At 37.5% G+C, this 18,426-nt stretch carries 15 protein-coding genes; 14 read left to right on the top strand and 1 reads right to left on the bottom strand.

The genetic code is table 11. The features are described from left to right. Window positions 1–238 precede the first annotated feature (238 nt). Complete coding sequence (locus tag K7G97_RS14260; protein ID WP_223040873.1) at window positions 239–1,099, bottom strand: hypothetical protein; 861 nt, start codon at window positions 1,097–1,099, stop codon at window positions 239–241. A gap of 536 nt (window positions 1,100–1,635) precedes the next feature. Here K7G97_RS14260 and K7G97_RS14255 point away from each other — a divergent pair. The 14 genes from K7G97_RS14255 (at window position 1,636) to uhpT (ending at window position 18,338) form a co-directional block, all read left to right on the top strand. Continuing rightward, entirely contained in the window at window positions 1,636–2,043 is a 408-nt protein-coding gene (locus tag K7G97_RS14255; protein ID WP_223040872.1) for a CFI-box-CTERM domain-containing protein, read from the top strand. 10 nt (window positions 2,044–2,053) lie between these two features. Continuing rightward, entirely contained in the window at window positions 2,054–2,557 is a 504-nt protein-coding gene (locus K7G97_RS14250) for a hypothetical protein (RefSeq protein ID WP_223040871.1), read from the top strand. A gap of 88 nt (window positions 2,558–2,645) precedes the next feature. After that, window positions 2,646–3,482: a hypothetical protein gene (locus tag K7G97_RS14245; RefSeq protein WP_223040870.1), complete on the top strand. Its 837-nt coding sequence runs from the start codon at window positions 2,646–2,648 to the stop codon at window positions 3,480–3,482. After that, window positions 3,475–5,154 (top strand): Hsp70 family protein, encoded by a 1,680-nt coding sequence (locus K7G97_RS14240; RefSeq protein ID WP_223040869.1) that lies wholly within the window; start codon window positions 3,475–3,477, stop codon window positions 5,152–5,154. Before K7G97_RS14245 ends, K7G97_RS14240 begins: the two co-directional genes overlap by 8 nt. 22 nt (window positions 5,155–5,176) lie before the next feature. Further along, a complete protein-coding gene (locus K7G97_RS14235) occupies window positions 5,177–6,592 on the top strand; it encodes an AAA domain-containing protein (RefSeq protein WP_223040868.1) in 1,416 nt (471 codons plus the stop codon). Further along, on the top strand, window positions 6,589–8,658 hold the full coding sequence (locus tag K7G97_RS14230; RefSeq protein ID WP_223040867.1) for an AAA domain-containing protein: 2,070 nt from the start codon (window positions 6,589–6,591) through the stop codon (window positions 8,656–8,658). Before K7G97_RS14235 ends, K7G97_RS14230 begins: the two co-directional genes overlap by 4 nt. Further along, the gene (locus tag K7G97_RS14225) at window positions 8,649–10,220 is read left to right on the top strand and encodes a phospholipase D-like domain-containing protein (protein ID WP_223040866.1); all 1,572 of its coding nucleotides are present in this window, start codon (window positions 8,649–8,651) and stop codon (window positions 10,218–10,220) included. The genes K7G97_RS14230 and K7G97_RS14225 overlap by 10 nt, the downstream gene beginning before the upstream one ends. A gap of 87 nt (window positions 10,221–10,307) precedes the next feature. After that, window positions 10,308–11,798 (top strand): class 1 isoprenoid biosynthesis enzyme, encoded by a 1,491-nt coding sequence (locus K7G97_RS14220; protein ID WP_223040865.1) that lies wholly within the window; start codon window positions 10,308–10,310, stop codon window positions 11,796–11,798. 261 nt (window positions 11,799–12,059) lie between these two features. Beyond that, on the top strand, window positions 12,060–12,749 hold the full coding sequence (locus tag K7G97_RS14215; RefSeq protein WP_223040864.1) for a hypothetical protein: 690 nt from the start codon (window positions 12,060–12,062) through the stop codon (window positions 12,747–12,749). A gap of 232 nt (window positions 12,750–12,981) precedes the next feature. After that, window positions 12,982–13,653, top strand: coding sequence for a response regulator transcription factor (locus K7G97_RS14210; protein WP_223040863.1), 672 nt, complete (start codon window positions 12,982–12,984; stop codon window positions 13,651–13,653). Continuing rightward, window positions 13,650–15,035, top strand: coding sequence for a sensor histidine kinase (locus K7G97_RS14205; protein WP_223040862.1), 1,386 nt, complete (start codon window positions 13,650–13,652; stop codon window positions 15,033–15,035). Before K7G97_RS14210 ends, K7G97_RS14205 begins: the two co-directional genes overlap by 4 nt. Before the next feature lie 95 nt (window positions 15,036–15,130). After that, entirely contained in the window at window positions 15,131–15,907 is a 777-nt protein-coding gene (locus K7G97_RS14200; RefSeq protein WP_223040861.1) for a DUF3919 family protein, read from the top strand. After that, window positions 15,904–16,893, top strand: coding sequence for an ABC transporter substrate-binding protein (locus K7G97_RS14195; protein WP_223040860.1), 990 nt, complete (start codon window positions 15,904–15,906; stop codon window positions 16,891–16,893). Before K7G97_RS14200 ends, K7G97_RS14195 begins: the two co-directional genes overlap by 4 nt. 35 nt (window positions 16,894–16,928) lie before the next feature. After that, the gene (uhpT, locus tag K7G97_RS14190; protein WP_223040859.1) at window positions 16,929–18,338 is read left to right on the top strand and encodes a hexose-6-phosphate:phosphate antiporter UhpT; all 1,410 of its coding nucleotides are present in this window, start codon (window positions 16,929–16,931) and stop codon (window positions 18,336–18,338) included. The last annotated feature ends 88 nt before the right edge of the window (window positions 18,339–18,426 follow it).

Here is an 18,426-nt window from a genome sequence, read left to right as displayed (position 1 = left end):
GTCGAGATTCTTTCGTATAAATGATGTTTACAATAGACAAGCACTTTTATCTGGTTTGATGGAAGCTTTTTCTGTGTTCAAAAGTAAGTACTCTTCCAGTGAAAAGTGAAACGTCACTAATGAAGTACGAAGAAGGATAACAAGAACAATTAAACGGCTTGAATCCTAAAGGGCTCAAGCCGTTAAAATATTGCCTATCTACGTTTTGTATAGCAGACATGAGGTATATGATTTTGGATCATTTTTTAACGATGATTTCTATGTCTACTTCTTTTTCTCCAGGTCCAGGTGAAAGAATGAGATACGTTGTACCTGGTTTTTTCGTTAGTAGACTTACTTTTGAATAGTCCCAGTCCATCGTGTAATGACCTTTTGAATGAAGACTATATTCGTAGTTTCTCGCATCGGTCAATTGATTACGTCCTATTCCGATTCGATCTCCAACATGAACCGTATAAGTATGTTTACCGATATATTTCGCTCTTCCTGATAGCTGCTCCAGTCCTAACCAAACTTCCGGTTGCTCTGCTACAATCCGATCATCTTGACCCGTTGGTTGACCAGTCGATACCAGTTTATTTTTTTTATAGCTGTATTTGCTGAGGGTGATGGAACGATTGAGATAGTAAAGGTTTCCTTTGGCGATCTTCGCATTTCCCATCAAAAGTCCTTCCTTCGTTTGAATCGTTTTTAGTGTTTCTCCGTCTGGTGATCCAATGAGATAGGAGTTCAAGAAATTTCTACTCCCTGATTTGTAGCCAACAACAGTATGTTCATATTTTCCGATAAGACCAGCCGTAATGAACTTTACATCATGTTGTTCTTTGATGACTTTTTTATAAGAATCTTTCCATTTTCCGTTTTTTAATTCGTGAACCCGGATGATATAGTCATTAAAAAATGAATCTCTTTTCTTTTTAAAGATGGAGACAATTTCCTTGGAGGAGGACTGATTCATCTGTAGTGTACGATGCATTAAATATGTATGCCCCTTAATCGATTCCTTTTTTAGTTGTTCGATTTTCTTGTCAGTTGAAGAAGCATCGACTGGAATGGTCGAGAGTGTCAAAGCAAGTAATGTGAGACCGATTCTTTTCATGTGATAATCCTCCTTCAAATAAATGGTACTACATTTAAATTATAATCAAGTGTTAACAAGAATTTTTTTCGAAAAAGGATTCAAGTAAATGGTTTTTTAGATTTCTAAAGAAGTAGGGCATTGATTTTATATGCGATGAATTATCTTTTTATTTTGCTTGAATATACATTTTTGCTCATGCAAAAACACCTTCGATGTTAATACTTATTAAAAGTGTATTACTCCGAAGATTTTTTATATTGTCTCAAAATTTTAGGTTAGCCCACATTTTGAAGGAATCAGTTCACATTTTTTATATATAGTAATCGGTTTTTTGTATTTTTTTAGACAATCAGAATTTAAAAAAACAAATATTTACTTTAATTTTAAAAAAGGATAAATATTTGATTTAAAATACATTAAAATACATTTTAGGTGATTTATTTATTTTATGGATTTTCATTTAAAAGTGTTCTTATAATGTTTTTTTGTCATGAAAGATCATCTAATTATTATGAATCAATTGAAAAGACGGAATTGATTAAAATTTTACTACATTGAATTATTTTTTATGGGAGATGTTAATTTTGTCAAAAGAGATAGGTGGAAATACAGGTAGTGGGCGTCCTAAAGTAATTTCAGGAAATGCCGGTAATAACCGATCTAAAGTAATTTCAGGTGGAACAGGAAACAGCTCAGGTTCAAGTTCTTCTGGAAACTCTGGTAGTTCTAATAACTCAGATTGCTTTGTAGCGACAGCAGCATATGGAACACCTTTGCAATATGAGATTCAAGTTTTAAGAAATTGGCGCGACAATACGCTTAGATATAATAGTATTGGTCGTCAATTCATTGCATTTTACTACAAAGTGGGTCCTTCATTGGCTGACTTCATCAAAAAGTATCCAATTTTTAAAGCACCTGTTCGAACAATAGTAAAATCTATTATTCGTTTCATGAAGTAAGGTCTAAGATATGAATGTAAATACAGCTAAATCTCAGAAAAGTGATCTTTTACAACTAGAGCTAGATTATTTACAACTACTGTGCATAAAAGAAGTGGTAGATAGTCTAGAAGTGGTATATATAAAAAATCAATCAGCATGGCCAATTAAAGCAAAGCTTTGGCAAGAAGAAGTACTAATAGTTATCAAAAAGATAATGAAACATAGTGTATTAACACAACTTACTTCAACTAAGCTAGCTGACAAGTTTGTTCCTACAGGTTATCCAAAAGAAACTTTTTTATTCATATGTAACTTAAAAGAAAGTGATGCCTGTTATGCAAACCTTTTAGCAGAATACGTCCCCAAAAGAGCAGTTTCAGAAGAGAAACTGCTCTTTTTATCTAATTATCTTCAATCTTTTATGAATGATTCAAACGATTTGATTAATGTTTTATGTAAAAAAGAGAAATCTATATTTTTAGATTTTTTAAAAAGGAAAGCTATTTTTCTAACACACTATATAAGTTTTTAACGATAAATGAAACAAACACAAGGAGAGAAAAATGATGCTTTTTTCGTGTATAAAAAACTTGCTGAAAAAAATAAGGAGGCTAAGAAAAATGTCAGATATTATTTGTGATGGAGTATTTAAAGACAAACGTTTTCAATTTGATCGAAAAACTAATCAGTTTTCAAAACCATCAATGGAGACCGTTCATCAAGCCTATTCTTCTAATTCAAAACCAACGACTTTTGAGAAGCAAGACGTCAAAAGAACTCCTGTGAATTCAAATGACTTAATTTTAATGAACGACTGGATACAATACCGTTTACTCAATAATTATCTTGATTTATTGATTGAATCTATAAAAGAAAAATTAGAATTATCGATAGACACACGTGAAGCTTTCTATTTTACAGCGCAACGAACAACGCAAGCTCTTGAAAATGTAGATGAATGGATTTATTTAGGAGCACATTTAGTTGAGAAGATGAAAAACCAACCTTTGAATGAACAAATTGAAATGATCAAAGATCCTAATCATGTGAATAATGACGAAGTGAAAAATGAAATCATCGATTCAAGAATGATTGAAACGTTACACGCTAAAAGTCTTGAATTTGAAGAAATGTACGCAAAAGTTGTTGAAAAAGCCATTCTAATTTTAGATTTTATTGAATCATACAGTTATTCTGCTGATCAATTATTCGTTGGAGAAGTTGATGCACAGTTCAATCAAATCTTACACGCACTTCACATCTCTTATTTAGAGATTGATGCTGGTGATCGTCTTGAATTAGATAAATGTATAACTATCGATATTTGTGAGACAGAAGATATTTCAAAAGAATTTTTAATTAAAGAAGTTATTAAAAAAGGAATTACAGTTAAAGGGGAGCTAAAGAGAAAAGCTTCAGTTATTGTCTATCGTTGGGAGGAAAGTATACATGAATAAAATCGTTGGAATAGACTTTGGAACGACCAACTCACTAGTCACGTTTGTACAAAATGGAAAAGTTCGGACCATTCAAAGTAAGGATATTGAGCATACTTTACCTTCTGTCGTGTGTAAGTTTGATGGAAAATTAATCGTCGGAAAAGAAGCAAAAGAGAATCTAGGTGCTTTCTCTAAAGGAGACGGAATCAAGGAAATAAAGAAATACATCGGCAAGAAAAAAACAATAAAATTTGATAATCAAATGTTACAACCCTATGAAGTAGCGGCAATCATTTTAAGGAAAATCAAGCGAAACTTACAACTATACTTTAACGAAGAGGTTAAAGATGTTGTAATCACAGTTCCAGCACAATTTTCAGATGCACAAAGAAAAGAAATTATTCAGGCTGGTGAAATAGCAGGATTTAATGTTCGTAAAATTATTAATGAGCCAACAGCAGCCTTATTAGCGTATGCTGCAGAAAATAATATCCAAAAAGAAACTGTACTTTGTTACGACTATGGTGGCGGTACGTTCGATGTATCGATTGCGGAAATTACAAGTAGCTACGGTGGACAAAGTGTAAAGATTTTAGCTACTGGTGGTAATCGTGAATTAGGTGGTAGTGATATCGATCGTTTGATGTTTAATGCTATCAATCAAGATTTAATGAAAACAAAAGGATTTCGATTTAATGGTTCAAGTATGAAATTAGAATTCGGTGCACTTCAAATTTTTGAAGCGGTCGAGTTGTTAAAAATTGATTTAACAGAAAAATATGAGGCTTCAATCAGTATACCAGCTCTCAAAAAACCTAACGGGGGTACGGTTGGATACTTTAAAAAAATCAAAAGAAGTGAATTTGAAGCATTAATTGCTCATGAAATAAAAAAAACAATTGAAATTGTTAAAGGTGTGGCATCCGATAGTAACATCTCCTTGAGATACATTAATAAAGTATTACTTGTTGGGGGAAGTAGTCGGATTCCTTTAGTAAAGAAAATGATTGAAAAAGATTTAAATATAAAGACAACTATGGGAAACATAAATCCTGATGAATGTGTAGCTGTTGGAGCAGGAATAGAGGCTGCAAACTTAGCTGGCGTATCACTGTTGAAGAAAAAAATTAAAGTCACAAGGGATGTTTGTCCGTTTACTCTAGGATTAAAGTACGGAGATGGAGTCGAAAATGATCTATTCGATCCATTGATCACTAAAAACTTTCCGTACGGCGAAGAATTTAGTGAAGAATATTCAACTGCGTTAAATTACCAGAACACGATGGAACTTGAAATTTATCAAGGTGAATCTAATCGAGCAACAAATAATGAAGAAGTATGTACCTTTGTTGTTCGAAATATTCCAGAAAGGTTAGCAGGAGATGAAAAAATTCGAGTTACCTTTAAATACAATACTGATGGGATTTTGATGATTAAAGCAAAAATATTAAGTACAGGTATCGAAGTGACACATACACACAAATATGGATACAGCGTTGAAGGTTCTAGAAAAGAAAAAGCTAGAGTTGAATCGCACTTCATAGAGAATGCACAAGTTGAAGAAGCAATTGTATTAATGAATTCATTAAAGAAACACGATGAAGTAAAGCAAGGAAAGCGAATTATTGAAGCAATAAAATATGAGGACAAAGTCGAGTTAGAAGATATTATGGCCGATTTATTAGATTAATTGAATGAAGTGGAGGCTCTAAATGAAGAACATCATTCTATTACCGAGAATTATTGATGAATTAAAAATGTTGTTTCTAGAAAATGATGAAAAATTTACAGATATAGCAAATGTACTGCAAAGAGAATTCTCGCCTAACAACCGAGGATTGCTTTATCGTGAAGAAGGAAAGCAAATAAAAATTTGGTCTAAAAAAATTGCACTCATATGTACTCAGGCTTCAGAAAAAAATAGTTTAAAAGTTGTTGCAGTAAAAAGAGTGAAGGACTTTCAATATCATTTCATATTAGAGCGCGGAAAAATATTAGCGGGAAACTGGTCATTTATTTTATCGAATGAAGCCTATCGTTTAGAAAAAAATAATAAGAATCTCGGTGAACATTCATTAGATTTTATTGAAGAAGATTTACGGAAAAACAATAAAGATTCTTTTTCAATTGAAGATGGTTTAGACTTCGAAAAATACGTAGCATACTGGGAAAATCACGATATTTTAAAGAAATATCAAGAAGAAGCGTTGTTTGAGAAAAAAGTGGATTCTGTCTCTGAATTTTCACATTTTACTATTGATTTTGATAACCATTTAATCAAGATGCATATATCTGGAGTAAATCTCAAATATTCAGTCGATGAAAATGTTGTGATTACTTCAAAAGAAGTTTGGAACAAGCAAAAACAATTAGGAAATATACACTTAAAAACACTGAGAGGATTTGGATTGGGGCGCATTAAAAAATATAGAAAAGGTGAACGTCTTATTGTTATACAATCTAAGCCGTCTATTATTGAAAGATTGATTCAAAAAGATGATTTAAAGGCTGGCTTTTTTTGGATTGATGATATCGGTGCGAAGTCAAAACTCAATCGGGAAAGTGAAGCGTTAAAAAGGTTATTCAAGGGTGAGAGTGCCAATGCTCAACTAAAATCCTTCATGCCTGAAATTGGAATGATTAAAAATCCTGTAGTTCATAGTCATGTCAAGACAGAATTACTATCAGATCAATTCCATCAATTTAAAGACAAACAAAAAGAAGCCGTACTCGGTGCTCTCAATACAAACGATATCTACTTGATTCAAGGTCCTCCTGGAACAGGCAAAACGACAGTTATAAGTGAAATCATTCAATATTTAGTAAATGACAATCAAAAAATATTATTATCGTCACAAACGAATCTGGCTGTAGATAATGTTTTACAAAGAATTGGTCATAAGGATAATGTGCGTGCTATTCGTATTGGCTCTGAAGAAAAATTTGAATTAGACAGTATCCAGTATGCGTTAGAGCAGCGCGTCGAGAATTTGCAAAAAGAAATTACTACTACATTATCAAATCGTCCTAACCATTTTAAGAAAGTGAGAACAGAATTAGAAAAAACTAAATCACTATTTCAAGCTCATGAATATATGAACAATGAAATAAAAAAATTATTAATATGAAGCAAAACTATACTGTAAATAATGAAGCATTTTCTCAACTTGAGCATAAGCTTACTTCTTTAAAAGATAAATTACGCGTATTAAATATAGAATTTCAAACAAAAAATAAACTGCTTGGAGAAAACTTAAGTTATTTAAATCATATTAAGGAAATTCAAGCAAATAGTTTAAATAGTTTACAAAAAAATAAATTGAGTGCTGATTTAATGAATAAAATTCGACTATCGGAAGAAAATATTAACAACTTGAGTATTTATAAGGGTTTGATTGAAGAAATCCAAGCGATAGTTGCTGAAATTAAATCATTGAAAGAAGAAAGAGTACTAAGTATTTCTGAAATGGAGCAAATCGTTGAAGAAATGCAACAAATAAATAGTGCAATCAGTGATTTAGAAAATCAATATAATGGTTTATCAGAACAAATGAAAACTTATTTGATGAAAGATATCCAAAATCTAAATGCCGCTATGAATGATCTTGAAATGGATTTACACGAGTATAAATATAAGTTGTCAAAAATTGATGAAAAGATGTCTGGCATGAATAAAAAGGCACTTGGTTTAAGAAATTTAGCTTTAGAAATAAAAGAGATGATTGAAAAAGCAATTTCTAATAACTCTTCTATTTGGGAAAAACATTTCGGTACTTCTTCAATTTCTAAAGAAAAATTCATAACATTGTGGAGTGATATCGATCAGTTTAAAAAAGAATTTTCGTCGGTTATATCGTATGTCCATTTATTAAATCAGCTAACAGAACATGAAGAAATAATTTCGATTCAAAATGCCATGGAGAAACAAGAAGTGCGTATTTCGGAACTTGATGTAGAAAGAGCCAAAAAGAAGGCGATAATTAAGAAATTTGAAGAAGCGTTATTGACTTATCAGCAAAATCATCATATTCAAACGTACTTGTCATACTATGGAATAACTTTTGAAAGTCTTTCTGTTTCTCAAGAGTTAGAACGTACATCTAATTTTATTTCATCGTATAAATTCAACAAAGAAGAATTAGAATTGTACGAGATGTCTCAAGATATTCAAAATGAATGGAATAAAAAATTGCAATATTATCAAGAAAATTTTGAAGACATTTATATTAACTCTTCGAATCTTATTTGCGCAACGTGCTTAGGAATTGCCTCAACAAATAACAATCACTTCTTAAATACTGAATTTGATTATGTGATTTTAGATGAAGCAGCCCGCGCCTCTAGTATGGAGTTACTCATTCCTTTAATCAGAGGAAAGAAGATTGTATTAGTTGGTGACCATAAACAAATTAGTCCGACATTAGAACGAGATATTTTAGTGAAGTTAGAAAAAGATAACATTGTTGATTCTGAAGAAATTAATAATGTATATAAAAAGTCATTATTTGGATTAATGTATGAAGACGCACATCCAATGTTAAAGACTTTTTTAAATAAACAATTCCGGATGAGTCCAGGAATTTCGGATGCAGTATCTAGATATTATTATGACAATAAGTTACTAGATGGTGATAACGTAAAGGATAAAAAACATTCATTAGAAAATATTCTTTCTAATGCATTTTATTGGGTAGATACTCCGAATACGGATCGATTCCTTGAGAAAAAAGAAAATACTTCTTTCTCGAATGAAGGAGAAGTTTTTGCTATTGAATCTATCCTTAATTGGTTAAATGATCATTTGGAAGTTCCTAAAACGGTAGGGATCATCAGTCCGTATAAAGCGCAGATGCATAAGTTGCTAGAATTTATTGATACGAAGCAGTATACAATGCTTGATATTGAAATTAATACAGTTGATGCATTCCAAGGAAGAGAAAAAAATATCGTAATCAATAGTCTAGTACGAAATAACCACAATGGACAAATTGGACATATTCGAGAAGAATCTCGAATGAATGTTGCTTTATCTAGAGCACAAGAATTATCTATTTTTATTGGCAATATCAATTTCATCGATAGTAATCAATCAAAAGTAAGAAAGATTGATCGAATGATAAAGGATTTAAAAAATAAAAATTCAGTTCTACCTTTAAAGAACTTTGTAAAGGATGGTGAAGCCGTATGGAATTAAATACAATTGAACGAATCCATGAGAGGTATGAGGCCTACATGGATGAGTTTCATTTAAGCGGTTCTTATGGAGTGTGGATTCCATTTTTCAAAGTTACTTTACAGATGGATTATTTATATGAATCTGATTTGAAAATGGTAGAAGATTTTATATGTAGGTGCATAGAGCGTGGTATTTCGGTAAGAGAAAAAATTATGTTCGTACTTGCGTTGGATGAAGAAGTTTTTGAAGCAGCAGTAAAACCATTGTTGGATAGTAATTACTTGGCTACAAAAAATATAAATGGTCAAGTAACATATCAATTTACAACTATGGGCACAAAATTAATTAAAAAGAGAACGCGATATGAACCTAAAAATATGTTTACTGATTGGTATTATGACGGTCTTAGTGATCAATATAAACTAGATTTCTTTGGATCGTCTGAGAAGCATCAATTTAAAAAGTTTAAAGATATTGAAAAGGCAACTAATCAAATTGTCATTACGCCTACAGTCTTTCCAAAGTATGAATCTGACTTACATTTTAAAGAGCTTTCTCGGCAAGCTCTTGATAAAATCGATGAAGTCGAAAAAGTAAAAAATGAAAATATCGAATCGCAGAAAATTGTTAATATTGAAAACTTTGAATTATTGACAGATCGAGAAGTGTACTATCATGAGTATCGTATTTTAGTGTTTAAAAACTCTGAGGGAGAGTTTAAATTGTTAGCTCATGATCCTTGTGGAAAAAATTATATTGACCCACAAGTCACGGAGTCGATCATGAATTTGGCAGATGATAATTATTTTGATAGTTTAATTGTTGATGATGCAGAGCAAGTATCTATTGATTCTATTTTGAATGCATTGAAAAACTATGCTAACGAGATGATTAATTTAGTAAAACCAGTGTCTATAATAGAAAATGAGTTAATGCAAAGTTCGACCGAAGATAAAACTGTCGAAGTAATTGATATTCAAGAGCCTAAAGTTTCGATAAATGAGCGTCATGAAGACGATATTCTAGATAACGAAGAAATGAAAATTAAAGTAAATGAATATGAACAGTCATTAACAAATCTTAAAAGTTTAAAAACTGAAGATGTCTCGATTCAATATATTATGAACTATAATATTCGAGAGCAATTTTTAAGTTATTTGAAAAATGCAGAGAAATCACTTTATATCATTAGTCCGTGGATGAACAATTATATAATTAACGATGAATTTAAAAGAGATCTAATAAATTTATTAAAACGTGGTGTAAAGGTTCGAATAATTTGTGGCATTACTGATCATTTAGATGAGAAACAAGATTTTAGAGACTTGAATACACAAAAAATTGCTAAAGAATTAGTTCGTATTGCTGAACCGTATCATGATCTATTTAAATTGAAATTTGGACAGACGCATGAAAAATTATTGATTTGTGATGATATTCATTATATAAATGGTAGTTTTAATTTCTTATCCTATTCAGGTGGAGATGGTGATAATAAGTATTTCCGAAATGAAGGAAGTACATATTGTCATAATAAAACACTGATTAATGAAACAATTAGATTACGATTTAATTTTTAGACGATATCTTACGCTGGAATCATCTATTCGTATTTTTAGATGCTTCTGTTTTTATGTAATGAAATTTAGAATTGTTAGGAGTTGACAATGCAAATGGTAAAAAAATATTTATTTAAAAAAATTTATATGAAATGGGTTCAATACGATTTCAATAAAAAAATTCATAAACTTGAACAGTTTAAGTTACGGAAGCATCTTCATCAAGAAATTCGTGTATATCAGCAGCAGGAAACTGAAGTTCTAAAGTTTAGCAAAAGTTCAATTGATAGTTTGGCGGAATTTGCTATATCCATGTACAACGACAACGAAGACGTTCCAAGTACTCATGAAACTATTGAAGAAGAGGTAAATTTCATTGTAGACTCGTTCTCTGAAGAGTATTTTAAGTCAATTAAAGAAAAAGAAGTAAGTCTATTTGACTATTTTGCTATTCCTGAAATAGATAAAAATGAAAAAATGATTAAGGTACTAGATAATCATTTTGCTGATATACAGCAGTCGAAAGAACTAAAGTTAGAAGACATGTTTCGTCAGCTGAATCAGTATATTGATAATAGTCACCGTTCTTTTTGGAAACCTAAAGTGGAACATTATGCAGTTGCTATTTGGTATATCATTTATGAGTGCCTAGAAGATTTAATGCGATTTAGTAATAAATATGAAATTTCATATGTTGAAGATGGAGAACAACGATGTCTCTTTAATTATTTCAATTTATACATACACGGTGTCATGACTACCGGAGAATTGTTATTACCTGAAAAAATGAGAAGAATCATGTTTGCAGCTTCAGCAATTCATCCGGCTGAAGATGATTTTATCGATCGAAATGATGTCACTGATGAGATGCTTCAACAAATGCAGAAGAAAATCGAAGGGCAAGAAATCATTAGTGAATACGAAGAATTAAATGCTGTGTTTCGTCTTATCGATATTATTTATGATGAATACCCAGTGGAGTCAAACCCTGAATTAGTTGAAATATTAGTAGAATTGCATAAATGGCAAGTTCATTCATTGCGTCAAAAAAATGAAACACTAGATGAGAAAGATATCATAGAAATTTCTTTAAAAAAGGGTGGTTATGCATTTGCGTTTTATGGTTATATTGCGCTAGGTAAACTCGACAAAATGGCATTCCGGCACTTTTTTGGGATGGGTGCAATCTTTCAACTAATGGATGATTTACACGATATCGAGATTGATTTAGAAGAGGGGATAAGTACAATTTGGTCAAAACGAATAATGGAGGATAAGAATGTTGAAGATGCATTGTATGGGATTGTTGGCTTACAAAAAAAATTCGAAGAAATTACAACATTGATTCCTTCGTTACAAAGACCAGTATTTTTTAGAAGAATGGAACTCTTCGCAGTTCGTTTAGATCTATTAAAATTCTATCTGATCAATCAAACTTATTTCAAAGATGATTTTTTGAATAGTATTAGTTCGCATACAGGAGTAGACTTTGAAAAAATATCAAAGAAATACAAAATTGAAATTGACTCAATGGCAACTTTCGCAGAATTTAAAAATGCACTCTTATATATAAAATCCAAAAGAGAATTTAGTATATAATATTTTTGATAAAAGTCTTCTCGAACGAGGAGACTTTTTTAATTTTAAGTAAGTCGTAAGTAATCTTTGATCATCAATGTGAAAAAAAGAAATCTGTATAATTAAATTGCGTGAAGAAAACAAAATAAGTTATAAAATATCAAAAATTAACATATAATTAAAGAGTGGTTATTTTTAAGTATGCTTCGCTGGTTGTAAGTAAGCTTATACTCGTTTTTTAGTAAGCATAAAAAGAGTTGATACGTATAGGAGGAATGGTTCATGTATTGTTCAGAAGAAGAAAAGATATTAATTTATACCGCGGATGATATGATAGAAGAAGCATCGGAAAAAATTCTATTTAAACTAAACGAGGGGAAACCACTGACTGAAATTATGAGAGAGAATTCTTTTGGAATGATTCGCTTTGCGTTTTGGATAGAACCTGTCTCAATATCAGCAAGTATTATTTCAGATGAAAATCCAGAATTAATGCTTAGTTTCGGTTCAAAAAGCTTTGATGCAGATTATGGTGCAACTGTTGATGAAATACTTGAAGTTGTAGAATACTACTTATTACATAAAGAAAAAGAGTCAGAAGAAAAGTTATACGAAATGCTTAAGGAAAAAATGACGCCCCATCTGGAAGCCGGAGTACTATTTCCACAATCATTAATCATCCGTGATTTTATATCGAGTTCATTAGAAGACGTGTCAGCAGACTACAATTCATATATGAATGGATACTATGATGGTCTTGAGAAAGCTTTGTCCATTCTCGAAAATCGTCCAGCTAATTTTTATCCAAAACCTGATGTGTGGCTTGAAGATTTAAAAGGACATACTCCTGCTGATATGAAAATGGAGCTTGAGCTCGAACAAAGAGGATTTCGTTTAACGATAGATGGACAAATTGTTCCGATTAATTATGAGAGTGATTATACTGTAGATGTCACAAAAGAAAAGGATTAACCTTTTTTCTATAAATATAAAAAGCAACATCTGGTATTTTGCTAAGTTATCGAGCGTTAAAAGATAAATGTTTGGGGCGGATTTTTAATCTAGCCTGTTATGATGAAATAAGTTCGAGCCAGTCCCAGATTACTTCGGGAGCTGGCTTTTTCATTTGTCCTGCTGGTGTGATTGCAAACGATTTCATGATACGCTAGGGGACAGAAAACTTGTCCAGAAAGAAGGAATCCCAATGCATATTCTTGTCGTTGATGATGAGGCGAGCATCCGGCATCTCGTCAAATTGCAACTCGAGCTTGATGGTCAGACGGTCGAGACGGCAGCCGATGGAGCAGCAGCACTCGCCTTGCAGGAGACGCAGACCTTTGATTTGATCGTCCTCGATTTGATGCTTCCGGATACGACCGGTTTCGATTTGATTCCAAAACTGCGACTGACGACGCCTGACTTACCGATCTTGATGCTGACCGCACGTGATCAGATGAACGATAAAATCATCGGGCTGCAGCTCGGAGCGGATGACTATATGACGAAACCGTTTAACGGAACGGAGCTCGTCTTGCGTGTCAAAAACCTGTTGAAACGCACGAAGACGGTCGCGCCACCCGTACCTGTCGCGACTGATCCATTCTTATCTGTTGATCCCGAAGAACGAGTTATTCGGCTCGACGGTCAACCATTGCCGCTGACGTACCGGGAGTATGCGCTGCTCGCGCTCTTCCTGACGCATCCGAAACGGGTCTTCGAGCGAGATGAACTGCTCGAGCAAGTCTGGGGCTTTGACTTCTCCGGTCAGACCCGCGCCGTCGATATCATGGTCCAGCGCTTACGGAAAAAACTCGGAGCACAAGGCGAACGGATCAAGACGATTTACGGTGTTGGCTACAAGTGGGTCGACGCATGAAGCTACGCCAGGTCATCACGGAAAACTTCGTCTTGCTCCTCGTTCCGGCATTGCTCGTCCTCTTCTTGATTCTCTATGCCTTCATCCAATCGAACCTATACGAGAACGCCGTCGAGTCCGTCCAAAAACTAAGTCGGGAAGCGGAGCTCTACACGATGAACTACCTCGCAAGTGAAGAGACGGACTCGCTCGCCGATACGGCAGTCCCGATCGCTTCCTATCTCGCGGACCGCTTCGATGCACGCGTCCAATTATTCGGACCAAATGCGGAACTTCTTGCTGATTCGGAACGCGATCAATTGCCGCTTCTCGCGGGAGACACCGATCAAGCGTTAAAAGGGAAGTCGAGTTATCTCTTTCTGAAAGAAACCGATGTTCCGGTGCTGTTCTTTTCGAGTCCGCTGTATGGCAAAACAGACGTCATCGGCTCGGTCCGTTTTCTTGTTGATCTGCGGACGGAAGCCGAACTGCTGCGGCAATTCACCTATGTTTTCACGGGCGTCTTTCTGATCTTGATCGTAATTGCCGTTTGGACAGCACGGCGGATGGCAAAGACGTTGATTGGACCGATCGATGATTTACGGAGTGTCTCGCACGCCTTGACGAAAGGACACTACGCGCATGCGCTACCGGCGTATCCATATGAGGAATTGAACCGACTGGCAGCGGACTTCTCGACGCTTGCTGACGCGATTCAGCACAACATCGGACAGCTCGAACAACAACGAAGCGACCAACAGACGTTCATCGATCACATCACTCATGAACTTCGGACACCGATGACGGCCATCATGGGCTATGTCGAGTTGATCCCCAAGCTACCCCCAGATGAAGCGGCGCATTGTTATCACTACATCGAAGTCGAGAGCCAGCGCTTGTTACGACTCGTCTCGCATAATCTCGAACAGGCGAAACAACAGCGCAACGAACGTCACATGACGTCGACGATGTTCGCGCTCGACGCCTTGCTTGCCGACGCCTTATTCATCATGCAATTGCGTCTTGAAGGACAAGGGATTCAAGTTAAACAAGATGTTCCACCGATCTACGTGCTTGGGCAACCCGATCAGACGAAACAAGTCTTGTTGAATCTTCTCGAGAATGCCGTCAAATACAGTGACGCGATGACGGTGACGTTTTCGACCGTCAGTACGGATACGACCCTACAACTCCTCATGACAGATGACGGAATTGGTGTTGATCCAGCAGTGCTTGCCGAATGGGAGGACGAGCAGCATAGTCTGACGACGGCGAGTGGGAATGGACTCGGTCTACCGCTATGCCGACGTCTGATGCAGGAACAAGGTGGCGATTTTGCACTGGAAAGTGATGTAAGCGGCACACGTATCACATTAACTTTCCGATTAGCGAATCAGACTTAATGTAATCGCTTACAAATGATACATTTACGAAACAATTCGACCGGATTTACGAAACAATTGCCCCGTAATCTAAGAATCAAGCAAGGAGAGGAATCATGAAAGCATCGACCATCGCTTATCTCTTCCTAATGGGCATCTTGTTTGCCCTCGGTCTTCTTTTGCTTCAGCAGACGGTCTTCGGAAGCTTACACGTCCTCGATGGACCGAAACGACTGAATGCTTCCGATGACTCGCTCCCGACCGAGTTGACGTTACGTCACCGGGCATGGGGGGAGCAGACGGTAGAAGACGGAACGGAAGTCCAGCGCATCACGACACTATTGAAGCAAATGAAGACGGTGACAAACGGGACTTGTCCGGCGGATACGGCGACGTTTACCGGAACGCTCCGTTTCTTGAACGGAACGACATGGACGTTCTCGCTCGGAGAAAGTATGACGCTAAATGGAAAATGTGTCGCGCAACGTCCTAGCACTCAGACGACGACATTAAAAGCACGCTTCTTGAACGCCTATCACGAACCAGAACAGCTCGCGCGTCAGTTCGCTGAGGCGGAAGTCGTGACCGTGTATGCAGCAGGACGATCTCGTTCTTTGACTGCGCGTGAGCGAGAAGACGTCAAGCGTCGCCTGGCGCAGGCAGAGCCGATGACGGACTATGAAGAAGTCGGTCAAGCACTCGATGCCAGTCAGGGACAGCCGCGCATTCTCAAGCTCCAGCGGTTCAAGAATGAGCAGAATACGCGTGCCAACTTAATGAATATTACTGTGTATGAGACATTGTTCAGCGTCCAGTACATGGATGATGACAATGGAAACACCTTCTATTTAAAAGGACAACTCCTGCCGACCGGGAAGGAGGCAGATCGATGAGAAAAGGAATGCTCTTCTTGCTGAGTATCATTTGTCTCATGAGCATTTGGATTGTCCGCAACAATGAACAGACGAAGCAGGGAACAGCTGCTCGGGAAACCGTTCCGCATTTGACGGCGTATGTCTCTGCGAAAGAGGATATCGGTCGCGCCTTGCTGTCATCGTATTGTGAGCAGGCGGGGTGTACGTATGAGTTCGTGCGTCTCTCGACAGAAGAACTCGTCCGGCGTGTGACGAAGGAAGCGGATCATCCGCGCGCCGACGTCATCATCGGCGGAACGTGGGATGCCCACCAGACGCTTAAGCAACGCGGATTGTCGACACCGTTCCCAAGCGACATGGATCAAGCAGAACTACAGGATCCGGATCGCTACTGGATCGGCTACGAAGTCGAACGCCTCGCGATCGTCATCAATACGGACGTCTGGAACAACCGATTCGGGGCGGCACCATATCCGAAGACACTCGCTGACTTGACGGCGAAGCAGTATCAGGACGCGTTGATTTTGCCGGATCCGAACCACTCCGGTACCGGTGCGACGATTCTGCAAGCGGTCTTTGACGGATACGGAACGAAGGCGGAAGATGTCTTACGCGAGCTAATCGAGCGAACGCGACTATTCACGGCGAACGGCTTTGCACCGACGTCGTACGTCGCCAGTGGGGAAGCGATGCTTGGGGTTAATTTCATCGGGGATCAACAATCGCTGCGTGAAAAGTATTATCCGGTCAAAAGCATCCCACTCGATACGTACTCGATCAACGCGATCTCAAAGCTGAAAGGACGGACGCAACAAAAGCAGGCGAACGCCTTCATGCGTTTCGTGCTCTCGGCTGACGGTCAGGCGATTCTGCGGAAGGTCTCGTTCGGTACGCCGACCTATGCGATCGCGAAGACACAACCGATCCAGCAAAATGTCGGACAGGATATCGTCGCCGATTACCGGGACTATCTCCGTCGATTCAATCAGCTCCAAGACAAATGATGCGAAGACTCTGATTCAGATAGGGGAAATGGAAGATGGGCTTCTTCAGCATCAAAAAATTGCCGAATGCCGGCATACCAATCGAAGTACAACGGAAACAATGGTTACAACAATTCTTAAAGGCATTCTTAGTCGTCTTCTTCTCATACATGGCGATGTATCTCATCCGAAACAACTTCAAGGCAGCGCAACCACTCTTGAAAGAGGAACTGGGCTTTACGACGACGGAACTTGGTTATATCGGTTTCGCTTTCTCGATTACATACGGAATCGGGAAAACATTGCTCGGTTATTTCGTGGACGGAAAAAATACGAAACGTGTCATCTCATTCTTATTGATTCTCTCGTCCTTGATCGTCACGGCGATGGGACTCTTGATGAGTGCTGGTGGAAGTCCGGTCGGTCTCTTGATGGTTCTTTGGGGACTCAGTGGGTTCTTCCAATCGGTCGGGGGACCATCGTCGTATTCGACGATTGCTCGCTGGACACCGTTTGAAAAACGTGGGCGTTACCTCGGTTTCTGGAACGTCTCGCACAACATCGGTGGAGCGATTGCCGGTGGTCTCGCACTGTGGGGAGCGAATGTCTTCTTTAACGGAAGTGTCGTCGGGATGTTCATCTTCCCAGCTGCGATCGCACTCGTCATCGGAATTGTCGGTCTGTTCATTGGGAAGGATGATCCGGAGGAACTCGGGTGGAACCGGAGTGAAGAAATCTTCGAGGAACCGATTGAACCGGAAAACATTGCTGCTGAAAGTATGACGAAATGGCAAATCTTCAAAACGTACGTCATCTCGAACCCCTGGATCTGGACGCTCTGTATCGCGAACGTTTTCGTTTACATCGTCCGAATCGGGATTGATAACTGGGCGCCGCTCTATGTCACGGAACACTTGCACTTCAGTACGGAGAGTGCCGTCAATACGATCTTCTTCTTTGAGATCGGCGCCTTATGCGGCAGTATGATTTGGGGTTATGTGTCCGATTTACTCAAGGGACGCCGGGCGCTCGTCGCAGCGATTTGTCTCTTACTGACGGCTGTCGCGGTCCTCGGTTATCGTTACGGTACGAGTGAACTTATGATTTACGCGTCACTATTTGCACTCGGTGCGCTCATCTACGGACCACAGCTCTTGATCGGTGTCTCGGTCATCAGCTTCGCACCAAAACAAGCGACGACGGTCACGAACGGGATGGTCGGTACGTTCGGTTACTTGTTCGGTGATTCAATCGCAAAAGTCGGTCTAGCGAAAATCGCTGACCCGGAGACGAACGGTCTAACGATTGGTTCGGTTACATTACACGGCTGGAGTGATACATTTATCATCTTCAATGCGGCGTTACTGTTCGGTTTGATCGCCCTCGCGATCGTCGCCGTCGTCGAGGAGAAAAAGATTCGTCGCCTCGGACTGTTAGAGCGTCAAGCGGATAAGTTGAGTTCTTAATGGAATGTTAGAAAAAGCGGTCGTCCCTTCGGAGAAGGTGAAGATCGCTTTTTCGTAGTGATGGAAATGAACTGCTTTGAAAAAGAGG

The sequence above is a fragment of the Exiguobacterium acetylicum genome, assembly GCF_019890935.1.
Classification (GTDB): Bacteria; Bacillota; Bacilli; order Exiguobacteriales; family Exiguobacteriaceae; genus Exiguobacterium_A; species Exiguobacterium_A abrahamii.
Note: the sequence above shows the minus strand (reverse complement) of the source record. Positions and strands in the feature narration are given on the sequence as shown.